The organism is Aminobacter sp. LjRoot7 (genome assembly GCF_964252895.1).
GTDB lineage: Bacteria > Pseudomonadota > Alphaproteobacteria > Rhizobiales > Rhizobiaceae > Aminobacter > Aminobacter aminovorans_B.
In genome coordinates this window covers 47,501-61,188 of sequence record NZ_CAXUPX020000003.1, presented here as the reverse complement: position 1 = coordinate 61,188, position 13,688 = coordinate 47,501, and the positions used below count along the sequence as shown (strand labels likewise).

Annotated in this window: 10 protein-coding genes and 1 pseudogene; 6 read left to right on the top strand and 5 right to left on the bottom strand. The window is 59.0% G+C overall.

Annotation, left to right across the window (positions count from 1 at the left end; translation table 11 throughout):
• The 4 genes from arcC (at nucleotide 1) to ACSQ3E_RS09750 (ending at nucleotide 7,420) form a co-directional block, all read left to right on the top strand.
• Nucleotides 1–912: a carbamate kinase gene (gene arcC / locus ACSQ3E_RS09765; protein WP_436122561.1), complete on the top strand. Its 912-nt coding sequence runs from the start codon at nucleotides 1–3 to the stop codon at nucleotides 910–912.
• 73 nt (nucleotides 913–985) lie between these two features.
• On the top strand, nucleotides 986–3,544 hold the full coding sequence (locus ACSQ3E_RS09760) for a cation-translocating P-type ATPase (RefSeq protein WP_436122560.1): 2,559 nt from the start codon (nucleotides 986–988) through the stop codon (nucleotides 3,542–3,544).
• Between the two features lie 232 nt (nucleotides 3,545–3,776).
• The gene (locus tag ACSQ3E_RS09755; RefSeq protein WP_436122559.1) at nucleotides 3,777–6,164 is read left to right on the top strand and encodes a phosphoketolase family protein; all 2,388 of its coding nucleotides are present in this window, start codon (nucleotides 3,777–3,779) and stop codon (nucleotides 6,162–6,164) included.
• A gap of 59 nt (nucleotides 6,165–6,223) precedes the next feature.
• Complete coding sequence (locus ACSQ3E_RS09750; RefSeq protein WP_436122558.1) at nucleotides 6,224–7,420, top strand: acetate/propionate family kinase; 1,197 nt, start codon at nucleotides 6,224–6,226, stop codon at nucleotides 7,418–7,420.
• On the opposite strand, the gene ACSQ3E_RS09745 is transcribed toward ACSQ3E_RS09750, so the two are convergent.
• Nucleotides 7,417–9,009, bottom strand: a complete 1,593-nt coding sequence (locus ACSQ3E_RS09745; protein WP_436122557.1) for an MBL fold metallo-hydrolase — start codon at nucleotides 9,007–9,009, stop codon at nucleotides 7,417–7,419. The genes ACSQ3E_RS09750 and ACSQ3E_RS09745 overlap by 4 nt on opposite strands.
• A gap of 132 nt (nucleotides 9,010–9,141) precedes the next feature.
• On the opposite strand from ACSQ3E_RS09745, the gene ACSQ3E_RS09740 reads away from it, so the two are divergent.
• Entirely contained in the window at nucleotides 9,142–9,627 is a 486-nt protein-coding gene (locus tag ACSQ3E_RS09740) for an NUDIX domain-containing protein (RefSeq protein WP_436122556.1), read from the top strand.
• 57 nt (nucleotides 9,628–9,684) lie between these two features.
• Here ACSQ3E_RS09740 and ACSQ3E_RS09735 read toward each other — a convergent pair whose 3' ends face one another.
• The 3 genes from ACSQ3E_RS09735 to ACSQ3E_RS09725 all read right to left on the bottom strand — a co-directional run bounded on the left by ACSQ3E_RS09735 (nucleotide 9,685) and on the right by ACSQ3E_RS09725 (nucleotide 12,568).
• Nucleotides 9,685–10,341, bottom strand: coding sequence for a helix-turn-helix domain-containing protein (locus ACSQ3E_RS09735; protein WP_436122555.1), 657 nt, complete (start codon nucleotides 10,339–10,341; stop codon nucleotides 9,685–9,687).
• A gap of 111 nt (nucleotides 10,342–10,452) precedes the next feature.
• A complete protein-coding gene (gene fixJ, locus ACSQ3E_RS09730; RefSeq protein ID WP_436122554.1) occupies nucleotides 10,453–11,070 on the bottom strand; it encodes a response regulator FixJ in 618 nt (205 codons plus the stop codon).
• Nucleotides 11,057–12,568 carry a PAS domain S-box protein gene (locus ACSQ3E_RS09725; protein WP_436122553.1) on the bottom strand — a complete coding sequence of 504 codons (1,512 nt, stop codon included), beginning with the start codon at nucleotides 12,566–12,568 and terminating at the stop codon, nucleotides 11,057–11,059. The genes fixJ and ACSQ3E_RS09725 overlap by 14 nt, the downstream gene beginning before the upstream one ends.
• Before the next feature lie 268 nt (nucleotides 12,569–12,836).
• Between ACSQ3E_RS09725 and ACSQ3E_RS09720 the strand changes: the two are divergent.
• Nucleotides 12,837–13,095, top strand: a pseudogene (locus ACSQ3E_RS09720) (alcohol dehydrogenase); the annotation flags it as partial.
• 1 nt (nucleotide 13,096) lies between these two features.
• Here ACSQ3E_RS09720 and ACSQ3E_RS09715 read toward each other — a convergent pair.
• Nucleotides 13,097–13,687 carry an NAD(P)H-dependent oxidoreductase gene (locus tag ACSQ3E_RS09715; RefSeq protein ID WP_436122552.1) on the bottom strand — a complete coding sequence of 197 codons (591 nt, stop codon included), beginning with the start codon at nucleotides 13,685–13,687 and terminating at the stop codon, nucleotides 13,097–13,099.
• Nucleotide 13,688: the final 1 nt, after the last annotated feature.

Genomic DNA, 13,688 nt, shown 5'->3' with positions numbered 1-13,688 from the left:
ATGCGCATCGTCGTCGCCTTAGGTGGGAATGCGCTGTTGCGTCGTGGCGAGCCGATGACGGCCGAAAACCAGCGCGCCAACATCCGGAGGGCCGCCTCCGCGCTGACCGAACTCGTCGAGGCCGGACACACTCTGGTGATCACGCATGGCAACGGACCACAGGTTGGGTTGCTCGCATTGCAGGCCACCGCGTCCTCCGACGCCCCCTTCCCACTGGACGTTCTCGATGCGGAGAGCGCCGGCATGGTCGGCTACGTCCTGCAGCAAGAGCTCGGCAACGTGATGAAGGATCAGCTTTTTGCGACGCTGCTGACGCAGGTCAGGGTCGATCCGCGTGATCCGGCCTTCGCGAACCCGACTAAACCGATCGGCCCTACATATGACGAGGCGACCGCGCGCAGACTCTCCGCTGAGCGCGGCTGGCGAATCGCGCTGGACAATGACAGATGGCGTCGCGTCGTGCCGTCGCCAAAACCACTGGCAATCCTGGAGGCAAAAGTTCTCCGCTTCCTGGTCGAACGCGGTGTTGTCGTCATCTGTGCCGGTGGCGGAGGCATACCCGTGGTCGAGCTGGAGAACGGCGCCATCGCAGGCATCGAGGCGGTCATCGACAAGGACCTCGCCAGCTCGCTTCTGGCGCGCAACCTCGAAGCCGACATGTTGCTCATGCTGACCGACGTCGACGCCATATATCTCGGCTGGGGCACTCCCGGTGCCCGTCCGCTTGGCCATCTGCGCAGCTCCAACATTTCCGTGGCAGACTTTCCGGCCGGCTCGATGCGGCCGAAAGTGACAGCCGCAATTGAGTTTTCGGAAGCAACCGGAAAGCCGGCCGCGATCGGCAGACTTGAAGATGCGCCGGAGATCGTAAAGGGCATGCGCGGTACGTGGATAGAGTCGGACCGACAATGACAGTGCCGATGAACCAGTTCTTGGTCGGCATCGAAACATTTTTGCCGATATACTTCACTGGCCTTTCAATGCCATGACCGATGAGCATACACCTTTGTTGTCCGGTCTTAGCGAGGCGGAAGCACAGGGGCGGCTTAAGTCAGAAGGCTTCAATGAACTGCCCCACCTCGACCGCCGGACAACGCTTGGCATCATGTTGGAGGTTCTGCGCGAGCCGATGCTCGCTCTCTTGCTTGGTGGCGGCGTCGTCTATCTTCTGCTCGGCGATCTAAGGGAAGCGCTGATCCTGCTTGCCTTTGCGGCCCTGTCGGTGCTGATCAGCTTCGTTCAGCAAGCGCGTACCGAGCGCGTGATGGAAGCGTTAAGAGATCTCACCAGTCCGCGCGCGCTCGTGGTCAGGAACGGCTTGCGTGTTCGCGTTGCAGGCCGCGAGGTCGCACGTGGCGATCTGGTCGTACTTGGCGAAGGTGACCGTGTTCCGGCCGACGCAACCCTCCTACAGTTGCAGGATTTGCAGGTCGATGAATCCTTGCTGACCGGGGAATCTGTGCCAGTACGCAAGGCGTTGTCCGTCGACAAGACAGGCAGCCTGTCTCGACCTGGTGGGGACGACCTGCCTTTTGTTTATTCGGGGTCGCTCGTGGTGCGTGGCAGTGGCATCGCCGAAGTGATCGCCACCGGACCGCGCAGCGAAATCGGGAAGATTGGCCAGGCGCTCCATACGCTTGAAACCGAGCCTCCCCGCCTTAAGGCGCAGACAGCGCGGATTGTACGTTTAGCCGCGATGGGCGGCATCGTCATCAGCCTTGCGACGGTCGCACTTTACGGCACGCTACGCGGCGGCTGGCTTGATGCCGTGCTTGCAGGGATCACTATCGGCATGGCGATGCTGCCGGAGGAATTTCCGGTCGTCCTGACCGTCTTCATGGCAATGGGCGCATGGCGGCTTTCCCACGCGCGCGTGCTGACACGCCGCGCCAGCTCCATTGAGACGTTAGGATCAGCGACGGTGCTGTGCACCGACAAGACCGGCACGCTAACCGAGAACCGGATGAGCATCGCCGAACTTCGGCACCCGGATGGCGCATCCTTCCGCACAGGAAATACGGACGAGATCACAATACCGGGTCGTTTCCGGGAACTCGCTGCGTACGCCCTGCTTGCCAGCGCACCAGAGCCGTTCGATCCGATGGAGAAGGCCATCCATAAGCTTGCACACGATGGACTGAACGCAACGGACGGCTTGCCCGGGCCGAAATGGACACTCGCGCATAGCTATGGGCTGCGTCCCGACCTTCTCGCCATGACACAGGTCTGGCGGACCGATACCCCTGCGCCCGCTTTCCTGGTCGCTGCCAAGGGCGCGCCTGAAGCCATCGCAGGTTTGTGCCACCTCGACGAAGCCGAACTTGATGCTTTGCGGCAATCGGTGGACGAGATGGCTACCGAAGGATTGCGCGTGTTGGGCGTTGCGAAATCCAGCCATGAGAGCGGTCATTTGCCGGGCACGCAGAAGGAATTTCCATTCGTCTTTCTAGGGCTGGCCGGTCTTGCAGATCCGCTGCGCGCCGGCGTCCCTGACGCCGTGCGCGAATGCCGCTCGGCCGGGATCAGGGTCGTCATGATAACAGGCGATTATCCCGCGACGGCGCGCGCCATTGCGCTTCAGGCCGGAATCGCGGTCGACGAAGTGCAGACCGGCAATGCTCTCGCATCTCTCGATGAAGCCGAGTTTGCGCGCCGGGTGCGTAGCGCGTCCGTGTTCGCACGGATCATGCCGGAACAGAAACTGCGAATTGTGCAGGCACTGAAGGCCGACGGCGAGATCGTTGCAATGACCGGTGACGGTGTGAACGACGCGCCGTCCCTTAAGGCCGCGCATATCGGCGTCGCCATGGGCGGGCGCGGGACCGACGTCGCGCGCGAAGCCTCATCAATTGTGCTTCTTAACGACGATTTTGGATCAATCGTCGTTGCCGTCCGGCTCGGACGCCGCATCTATGACAATTTGCGCAAAGCCATGGGATTCATCTTCGCCGTCCATGTTCCGATAGCCGGATTGGCGCTCCTGCCGCTTGTGTTCGGTCTCCCGATCCTGATGGGGCCTATCCACATTGCCTTCCTTGAAATGATCATCGATCCGGTGTGCGCCTTGGTCTTCGAAGCGGAGAGGGAGGAAGGTGACGTGATGCGCCGCAAGCCACGTCGGCCCAATGAGTCTTTGTTTTCGTGGCCGCTGATCGGCTGGAGCGTAATGCAGGGTGCGTTGGTGTTCGGGCTGGTGGCCGCCATTTACCTAGTGGCTCTCGATCGCGGCATGCCGGAGGACGAAGTGCGTGCGCTAACTTTCTTTTCACTTGTGATTTCGATCATCAGCCTCATTCTTGTCAATCGCTCCTTTAGCGCATCGCTGATGACGGCGGTTCGCGGGCATAATCCTTCACTGGGGTGGATCCTTCTGGGGGTCAGCGCAATACTTGCGGCCAGCCTCTACTTGCCATGGCTCAGCGCGCTGTTTGCATTCGGCCCTCTGCATGTCTACGACCTTACCGTGACGCTGGCAGCCGGGATCATCGTGTTGCTCGTTCTGGAATTCATCAAGCCCTTATGGCGAGCAAGCCTGCGGTCCTGATTTCCGCGGAGCAGGCTCCTGCGGCTTAGAGATCGTCGTGGCCTGAGTGTCGACTGGGTTGGGTCATGGGTGCTCGTCGCGAGCCTCGGCTAATGCCGCCTTCGTCTTTATGTAGTGACGGCCAAGCACATACATCCTGAAAGAAACCGCTGTTTGACCTAGCGCAAGGCGGGGAGCGACCTATTGTTCCTTAGTGATTGCCACTTTCTGATCTTCGTAGAAGGAAATGCGCATGGGAAGGCTTGACGGTAATAACCGAGAGCACGCTATCGACGATGGGGAAATTGCGCTGCTCCACCGCTACTGGCAGGCAGCGAACTATCTGTCAGTCGGCCAGATCTATCTTCTCGACAATCCTTTGCTGCGTGGGCCGCTAAAGCCCGAGCACGTGAAGCCCAGGCTGCTCGGTCACTGGGGCACGACACCCGGCCTCAACTTCATCTATGCCCATCTAAATCGGCTTATCCAGATGCACGACCTCGACATGATCTATGTCTGCGGTCCCGGTCACGGTGGGCCAGGCATGGTCGCCAATACCTATCTCGAGGGTAGCTACAGCGAAATCTATCCACAAATCAGCCGCGATCTCGACGGCATTCGCAAACTTTTCCGCCAGTTCTCCTTTCCCGGCGGGGTTCCCAGCCACGCAGCTCCCGAGACGCCCGGCTCCATTCATGAGGGAGGCGAGCTCGGTTATGCGCTCGTCCACGCTTACGGTGCTGCTTTCGACAATCCCGATCTCGTCGTCGCCTGCGTCATCGGTGACGGCGAAGCTGAGACCGGCACGCTCGCTGCTTCCTGGCATTCGAACAAGTTCCTGAACCCGGTACATGACGGCGCCGTGCTGCCGATCCTGCACCTCAATGGCTACAAGATTGCCAACCCGACCATTCTGGCGCGGATGGAGAAGGCGGAACTGGAAAGCCTGCTCCGCGGCTACGGCCACGAGCCTCTTTTCGTCGAAGGCGACGAACCCCAAATGATGCACAGGCAGATGGCGGAAACGCTCGATTTCGCGCTTAAGCGTATCACTGAGATTCAGACCAGGGCGCGCAGCGTGGGCAATACCGATCGACCGCAATGGCCAATGATCGTCTTGCGTAGCCCCAAGGGCTGGACCGGCCCCAAGGAGGTTGATGGTAAGAAGGTCGAAGGCTTCTGGCGTGCGCACCAGGTGCCGATCTCCGATCCGCGAAAAGACGCAGGTCACCTCAAACTGCTCGAAGATTGGATGCGCAGCTACAGACCTGAAGAACTTTTCGACGAACAAGGTCGGCTGCATGCAGAACTGCAGACGCTGGCGCCAAAGGGCAAACGCCGGATGGGCGCAAACCCACACACCAACGGCGGATTGCTCAAGCGCGACCTCATGCTTCCAGACTTTCGTTCGCTCGCCGTGGAGGTAACTGCTCCCGGTGCCGCCAAGTCGGAAGCCACGCGCGCCATGGGGCGTCTGCTCCGACAGGTTATGACGCTGAATGCCGAGGCGCGCAATTTCAGGCTGATGGGTCCGGATGAAACTGCATCCAACCGCCTCGATGACGTCTTTGCGGTGACCGACCGCGTCTGGATGGAGGGCATCGAGCCCTACGACGAACATCTGGCGCATGACGGCCGGGTCATGGAAGTGCTCAGCGAAAACCTTTGCCAGGGTTGGTTGGAGGGCTATCTGCTGAGCGGTAGGCACGGCTTCTTTTCCTGCTACGAAGCGTTCATCCACATCGTTGACTCGATGTTCAACCAGCACGCCAAATGGCTCAAGGTTTCGCGCGAGCTGGCTTGGCGGCAACCGGTCGCCTCGCTGAACTACCTTTTGACCTCACATGTGTGGCGACAGGATCATAACGGTTTCAGCCATCAGGATCCGGGCTTCGTCGATCTGGTCGCAAACAAGAAGGCCGACATCGTGCGCATCTATCTGCCGCCGGATGCGAACACACTGCTCTGGGTCACCGATCACTGCCTGCGCACACATAACCGCGTCAACGTGATCGTTGCCGGCAAGCAGCCGCAACTGCAATGGCTGAACATCACCGACGCCATTGCCCATTGCGAGGCCGGTGCGGGCATTTGGCAATGGGCAGGCACAGAGCTAGGTGATGGCGAACCCGATGTGGTCATGGCCTGCGCAGGAGACGTGCCGACGCTGGAAACGCTTGCCGCGGTGGACCTGCTTCGAAGCACCCTTCCCCACTTGCGGATCCGCGTCGTCAACGTCGTCGACCTGATGACGTTGCAGCCGGACAGCCAGCATCCGCACGGTTTGACAGACGACGCATTCGACGCCTTGTTCACGCGCAAGAGGCCCGTGATCTTTGCCTATCACGGCTATCCCTACCTCATCCACCGACTGACCTATCGGCGCAACAACCACGATAATTTCCACGTTCGTGGCTTCAAGGAGGAGGGTACGACCACCACCCCCTTCGACATGGCGGTGCTCAACGAGATGGACCGCTATCACCTCGCCATCGAGGCAATTGACAGGATCGGCAATCCGGGACCCGAAGCGGCGAAAGCCCGCCGCAGCTTCGAGGATAAACTGGCCGAACATTGGCGGTTCGTGCGCGAGCAAGGGGAAGACATGCCCGAGGTGCGGGACTGGGCGTGGCGGCACTAGCGCCCAGGCAGGCCGGGTCTGCAAGAAGCAGTCTCGTGGTGGGACAAGGATCAGGAAGCATGATCGTTCTGGCACTCAACGCCGGCTCGTCCAGTCTCAAATTCGGCGTGTTCAAGGCTGCGTCGAAACGCGAGGTGGAGCCGCTGATGCGGGGCGTCTTCGACGGCTTAGCCGATACGCCGCGCTTTTCGGCGCAAGACGCGGCGGGACGCCCTCTTGCTGACAGGCCGTTGCGCCTTCCAGCCCGGTCAACCGGTGCGTTGTTGCAGGAGCTTTTGCGCTTTCTCGACACGCGGCTCGGCAGCGAGCAGATTGTTGCAGTCGGGCATCGTATCGTGCATGGCGGCTGTCGCTTTATATCGCCCGTTCGTCTGACAAACGAGGTTATCGAGGCGCTGGACGAACTCACGCCCATCGCGCCCCTGCATCAGCCCGCGAGCCTGGGTCCGGTCAAGGCACTGTCCGAGTTTCGGCCTGGGCTGGTGCAGATCGGCTGTTTCGACACAGCATTTCACAGCACGCTCGCTCCACCCGTCAGCCGCTACGCCATCCCGTGCGAATATGAAGAGATGGGATTGCGGCGCTACGGCTTTCACGGCCTGTCTTACGAGTTCATTGCCTATCAACTGGGGCAAATTTCACCCGATCTGTCGTCGAAAAAGACGGTGGTGGCACATCTGGGCAGCGGCTGCAGCCTCTGCGCCATGGTCGACGGCAAAAGCCAGGATACGACCATGGGGTTTACCGCGCTCGACGGCGTGATGATGGCCACCCGCTCGGGTGCCGTCGATCCGGGCATAATTCTCTATCTGCAGAAAGCCTGCGGTCTATCCATCGACGAGGTAGAGAACCTGCTTTACCGCCGCTCCGGTCTGCTCGGCGTGTCCGGAATTTCGGGGGACATGCGCGTTCTGCTCGCCAGCAACGATCCGCGTGCCGCCGCCGCAATTGACTTGTTTGTCTTCAGCGTCTCACGCGCCATCGCGGCGTTGGCCAATACGCTTGGAGGATTAGAGCTTTTGGTATTCACGGGAGGGGTCGGCGAGAATGCCGCGGAGGTACGCAACGCGATCTGCCGCCGCCTCGACTGGTTGGGCGTAAAGCTTGATACGTCAAAAAGCCACGATGTGATCAGTGATGTCGACAGCAAAGTGGAAGTTCGGGTGGTTGCCACCAATGAGGAGATGGCAATTGCCAGGCAGGTCCACCTGACGCTGGAGAACGCAGGCGGCCGATCGGAAGCAGCTTCAGCCTAGTTCTGCTCAGGTGAGCCAAGCGCGTGCCGAAGACGTCGAATAACGGCGGCACGTCCGCGCTCGTCGGCTTGCTCGCTTACCGCCTGGCTCACATCCAGCAAGAGCTCGGAAAGATCGTTGTGCCAATCCAAGCGGGCCACCTTTCCCGGCAGAAGCCGCTTCGGCTCATTGAGATCGACCTGGTGCGCGCCTACCGGTCCCAGATCGAAGGCATCATCAAGTTCCGGCACGATAATCCGGTCTGCAGAAACAAAGGCGGACACACGTGACTTCAATCCCGACAAGCCAGACTCCTCGCCATGCGTCAGGAAGACGCCCTTGTGGATCGGCAGGCGTTCACGCACCCAGTCATCGAGCTCGCTCGCATCAGCATGTCCTGAATACAAGTCCAGTTGCCGTATCCGAGCCTTGACCTGGAATTCCTCCCCCTGAATGCGAATCCGATCGGCACCGTCGACGAGGATTCGTCCCAGGGTTCCCTGTGCCTGAAATCCGGCAAGCATTATGGTCGCATTCCTGCGCCATATGTTGGCCTTGAGATGATGGCGAATACGTCCGGCGTCACACATGCCGCTTGCGGCGATCACGACATAAAAGCCCCTCAGGCGGTTTATGGCCTTGCTTTGCTCCACGGTTTCCGTGAAGCGCACTTCGCGAGAGTTGAGGGCTTGTCTCAACACGTCGCCTTCCTGAATCTCGTCGGCGTGCCGCTCGAAAATCGTGCTGGCGCGCGTGGCAAGCGGCGAATCCACGAAGATGTCAGCTTTAGGAATAGCTCCTTCGCGCATCAGATAGAACAGGTCGACAAGCAACTCCTGGGTCCGTTCGACTGCGAATGACGGGATGATCAGCGGCCCATTTGCCTCGAGCGCGCCACGCACCTCTTGCAACAGCAATGATCGGCGCCTCTCCGGGGTGATTTCCCCTCGCTCACGGTCTCCATAGGTGGATTCACAGATCAGATAATCTACATCCGCCGGAGCTTCCGGATCGGGCTGCAGAAGCTTGTGAGCGGGGCCAATGTCTCCAGAAAACAAAAGCCTGAGCGGCTTTGGGTCATCCTCGATTTCGATCTCTACCGAAGCTGAACCCAGCAGATGGCCAGCATTCCAGAAACGGACCCGAATACCAATCGCGACCTTGAACCATTCTCCGTACTCTCTTGCGTGGAACAGTGTCATACACTTCGCGGCATCGTCCGTGCTGTAGATTGGCGCCACGGCGGCACGGCCGCGCTGGGCATTGCGCCTGTTCAAATGCTCGACTTCCATCTCCTGGATATGCGCGCAATCCGGCAGCATCACCGAACAGAGATCGATTGTCGCGCGCGTAGCGTGGATGGGGCCAGAAAAGCCGTGCTTCATGAATTTGGGAAGCAGGCCGCTGTGGTCGATGTGAGCGTGTGTCAGCACCACTGCGTCGATCTTGGCTGGATCGAAGGGAAACTCGCCATAGTTGAGTTCTCGTTCGGACTTCGATCCTTGAAACAAACCGCAATCGATCAGGATTCGACCACTTCCAACTTCAAGTTCGTAGCAGGAACCAGTCACTGCATGGGCCGCTCCATGGAACCGTAGACGTGGGATCATTTCCTTGATGCTCCGTGAGGCGTGCGTGCAATTGACAGCCCAGCTTCGCCGATATCCCGTGGGAAACCTTGACCGGGATCAAATATGAGATCGATATCGTCAGCGGTATCAGCTCAATCGGCAAGCGTCGGCATGACGAAGAAAAGCGCGGGCATCCTGATGTTTAGGCGCACTGCGGCGGGGCTGCAGCTACTCCTGATTCATCCTGGCGGGCCATTTTGGAGCAAACGTGATCTTGGGGCTTGGTCGATCCCCAAGGGTGAATATGCCGACGGCGAGGAGCCAGATGCGGCAGCCAGACGAGAATTCCTCGAAGAGACAGGTAGCGAGGCTATAGGTAAGCTACTACCGCTCGGAACCCAGCGCCAGCCTAGTGGGAAGATGGTGACAGCCTTCGCCCTGCAAGGAGATTTCGAACCCGCCGAGTTGAGAAGCAATCTCTTCGAGATGGAATGGCCACCACGTGGCGGGACAAAGCAGTACTTCCCAGAGGCGGATCGCGCTGAGTGGTTTGCAATGCCCGACGCGCAGCTCAAGATCATCGCCGGCCTGAGACCATTTCTTGACCGGCTCCAACAACTCATCGCGGGGCAGGAATCGCCAGACCGATCAGTCTAACAACAAGGCGCGTGATACGAGGCCAGGCTTGGTCTATGCAAATCCGCGCCTTGCGCCCTATTCGCACATCTCTGCGAGCGACCGCCATTTCGCAATCTCGACTGTACGCAGGGACGGCAAACGGATGATCCCACGCTCCCTGAGCTTGGTGAAGACACGCGAAACGGTCTCAAGTGAGAGTCCGAGATAGTCAGCGATGTCAGTCCGCGACATCGGCAGTTCAAGCCGGTCAAGACCACCTTGACGCTCGAACATATCTACTAGAAATGCCGCGACCCGCTCGGGCGCATTTTGACGGCCCAGTACCAAAAGATGTTCTTGAGCCCGCACCAGCCCTCGTAATGCCAACGGCAGAAGTTCTCGCGACAGTTCCGTGGTTGCCGAAATCCTGATGGAAACTGTGCAGGTAGCCCCTACCGCCTCGGCAAAGAAATGATGCCTGTCGTCTGCTTCAAATCCGAAGACCTCGCCTGGCAGATGGAACGCCGAGATCTGGCGACGACCGTCTGCCAACAGGCGGTAAGTTCGTACGCACCCAAACTTTACGATGTAGAGTGAGCGAGCTTCGCTCCCTTGCGAAAAGATCTCCGAACCGGCCGCATGAAACGCAGACGGTATTGCTGCGCCAAATGAGAATGCGGGCGTGTGAATTAGCGTGCACCCGTCGTCCAATTCGGCGCCAGTCAAGAAATCTGCTCTGCTGTGTAGGGTCATGGCGCTCTCCCGGATGCAAGTGTCGAGAGATCTATCGCGCAATTCGGACAACCGGAAAATTCGGTTATGTCCCTACGGGAGAGTACGTAGACCTCATCCAGCTGATGCTCTCTACCTGGAGTCCAGCCCAGCCTCGAGCGCCATTCGCACGAGTTCAGGCAGGCTTTTGGCTTCCATCTTGGACATTACATTGGCCCGATGGACCTCAACCTTGCGCGGGCTGATGTCGAGATCATAGGCGATTGTTTTGTTTGGGAGCCCCGCGACAACAGCCGCAAAAACCTCACGCTCCCGCTCGCTCAAGGATGCGGCCCGAGCTCGAATGGCGGAAATGTCTTCATGGACTGCCGCTCTACCAAGGCTGGCGGCCGCGCGATCAATCGCAGCGGTCAAGATGTCTTCCTGAAATGGCTTCTCGATAAAATCGAGTGCGCCGGCTTTCATCGCTTCGACCGCCAGCGGAACGTCCCCATGTCCAGTAATTACAATGGTTGGAATGGACGAAGGCAGTTGGCGAAGGCGCTGAAGTAGTTCGATCCCATCAAGGTCTGGCATACGCAGATCGGTCACCAGACAGCCATTGTTGATTGCTGGGGCGACTGACAGGAATGCCGTCGCCGAGTCATGCTGTCGAACAGTATACCCAGCCATTGTCAGCAAAAACACCAATGACCTTCTGACAGGTTCCTCGTCGTCGACGACATGAACGACGTAGTCACCCTTGTCCATTGAGCTCCCCCTCTTCATAAGCAGGCAGCGTAAATCGGAAAGTCACGCCCCCGTGAGCGTTCTTCCTCATTTCTATCACGCCAGCATGGGCTTCGATGATGCGCTTGGCTATCGACAGACCGATACCCATGCCGCTTGGCTTGGTGGTAACAAAGGGTTTGAACAGGCGGGCTGCGATTTCATCAGGAATTCCTGGGCCTGTGTCGGACACCTCAACAGCCACTTCACCTGGCGCTCCAGGAAATGTTCGCACGGTGAGAAGACGTACTTCGCTGTCGCGCATTGCCTCCATGCCGTTGCGCATGAGATTTGTAAGAACCTGCTGGATCTGGACCGCGTCTACCATCACCATACCAGCACCAGGCGCAAAGTCGAAAACCGATCGGACGCCGCGTTCTCTCGATCCCACAAGGGCTAGCGCCCCAGCCTCCTCGACGAGCTTTCGGATGTCCTGGGGTGCCTTTTCGGTCTCACCGCGCATCACGAACTCGCGGAGATGACGGATGATCTGGCCCGCCCGAAGCGACTGCGTCGAGATCTCATCGAGAGCGTCGGGCAAGTAGGACGATGCCTTCTGCGGGCTTTCGTGCAGCATGCGTATAGATCCTTGGGCGTAGTTTGCAATCACAGACAACGGTTGATTGAGCTCATGCGCAAGCGTCGAAGCCATCTCCCCAAGCTCGTTGAGCCGGGCGAGCCTGGCCAACTCGCCCTGGATTTCCTGCAATCGCGCCGCAGACTCCTCACGCTCAGTTAAATCGCGGATAAACCCGGTGAAGTATGTCTTGTTACCAGACTTCATCTCGCCGACAGCAAGCTTCATAGGAAACGTCGAGCCGTCCTTGCGACGGCCAATGACAACACGGTCGACACCGATGATGCGTTTCTCGCCAGTGGTCAGATAGCGTTGGATGTAGCCATCATGACCGCCTCTATAGGGCTCTGGCATGAGCATGCGCACGTTTTGACCCCTGACCTCATCCTCCTGATAGCCGAATTGCCGGATGGCTGCCGCGTTGAAAGAGACTATTGTCCCGTCCTTCTCGATCACGACGGTTGCATCAAGTACTGTGTCCAATATTGATCTCAAGTGGGCTTCGCGCTCGTCGAGCGCACGTTTCGTCTCCTCAACGGCGCTCCAGGCGCGATGCAGGAGGTCGCCCATCCCCACAATCGACAGCCCGACCAGCGCAAACACCACGAAAACGAGAGCGTTGGTGCTGCCCGCAAGCTGAAGGCCTCCGATGTAGAAAGCGGCAGACAACGACATGACGACAGTCAGAAGCCCAGGCCCGATACCGCCGGCTATGGAGGCGGCGAGGATCGCCGGAACGAACAACGTAAAGATCGCGCGATCTGCAAGGGCACCTTGCAGCCCCAGACGAAGCAGCAGTGCTGCGCCTACCACCGCCACCGCAAAAAGATAGGACGCCTTCCCATTGTAACGGAGAGGGAAAACGTAACTGCGCAATTGCTTCAGGCTTGCCCCGTCAACCACGACCTTGTCTCAACACTGCCATGACTGGTCCAATACGTGATCGGGTGCAAACGTGTTCGGGTCCAAACTGTTCGGATGGTCGAACATTTGCAGTCAACATATATCGCGGCGCGACAGGGAGCCATAGGAACCGGGTGCGGATAGCCAGATTGGCAGGATGTTTCCAAGGCGCTACGAGCGGCACTTCTGTGATCCTAGTCAGCGCCGCAACCTGTCTTCCGCGCGAGCCTAATTGTCTCGATCCAGCGACTGCACGGAGTTTAGTGGTAAAGGGGGACGTGTCGTTTGCGGCGGCATCCACATGAGCGACATCCTGATCATGAAATACAAGTTGATTTGGGGCGAGCGTTAACTTGTCTCTGTCGCAAACCTAACCCGTAACGACGGCACGAGTTCTTTTCAATTGCCAAGAAAGCGAAGGTTCAGACCCAGACTCTGGTTTACCCGGCGCATCGGGCCAACGATGCCCTGAGCGATCTGCGAGCAGGACATATCAGCGGGGCCGGGTCTTGGTGCCAATGACTTAGGTCAAAGACCTTGTTCGCCCAGCTTCTCCATCTGGCGTATCCATTTTGACCGCCGCACGGAATTGATTCCACCGACTGGGCCAAGAAGCGTCTCGCGAACCGGCTTGATACCAACGAAATTGAGAATGCCACGACGCATGCTCGCGATTCCATGGCTGAGAAACCAAAGCCGATAGAAGATGGTGGGCATCCCCATCGTCACCACGATCCGCGCCGAGCGGCCACGTAGCAGGGATTTGGTCAGCGCCCCTTCCTTGTCCGGGTAGTCAAATGCCACTCCTGGCCGCATGACTTGCTCGAGAAACCCCTTGAGCAGAGCGGGCATGGTACCTAGCCATAGCGGGAATACGAACACCAGATGTTCGGACCAGACAACCGCCTCGGCGGCCTCCCTCAACGGTGCTGGAACAGGTCCATGTTCGAATGCATCAGCGGTTCGCAATAGCGGGAAGTCCATGATTGCGAGATCGATCTTCCGGACTTGGTGCCCCGCGCGCTCTGCGGCGGCGGCATAAGCTGCCGCCAGCGCGCGACAAAATCGCTCCGGAGCAGGGTCGGGATGACCGATGATAATGAGGATACGGCGTGACATG

Excerpts from the sequence above, each read along its gene's own strand:
- fixJ (WP_436122554.1), bottom strand. The coding sequence starts at position 11,070 with ATGGACAAGGGTGACTACGTCGTTCATGTCGTCGACGACGAGGAACCT.
- ACSQ3E_RS09740 (WP_436122556.1), top strand. The coding sequence starts at position 9,142 with ATGACGAAGAAAAGCGCGGGCATCCTGATGTTTAGGCGCACTGCGGCG.
- ACSQ3E_RS09715 (WP_436122552.1), bottom strand. The coding sequence starts at position 13,687 with ATGTCACGCCGTATCCTCATTATCATCGGTCATCCCGACCCTGCTCCG.
- ACSQ3E_RS09735 (WP_436122555.1), bottom strand. The coding sequence starts at position 10,341 with ATGACCCTACACAGCAGAGCAGATTTCTTGACTGGCGCCGAATTGGAC.
- ACSQ3E_RS09755 (WP_436122559.1), top strand. The coding sequence starts at position 3,777 with ATGGGAAGGCTTGACGGTAATAACCGAGAGCACGCTATCGACGATGGG.
- ACSQ3E_RS09750 (WP_436122558.1), top strand. The coding sequence starts at position 6,224 with ATGATCGTTCTGGCACTCAACGCCGGCTCGTCCAGTCTCAAATTCGGC.
- ACSQ3E_RS09745 (WP_436122557.1), bottom strand. The coding sequence starts at position 9,009 with ATGATCCCACGTCTACGGTTCCATGGAGCGGCCCATGCAGTGACTGGT.
- arcC (WP_436122561.1), top strand. The coding sequence starts at position 1 with ATGCGCATCGTCGTCGCCTTAGGTGGGAATGCGCTGTTGCGTCGTGGC.
- ACSQ3E_RS09760 (WP_436122560.1), top strand. The coding sequence starts at position 986 with ATGACCGATGAGCATACACCTTTGTTGTCCGGTCTTAGCGAGGCGGAA.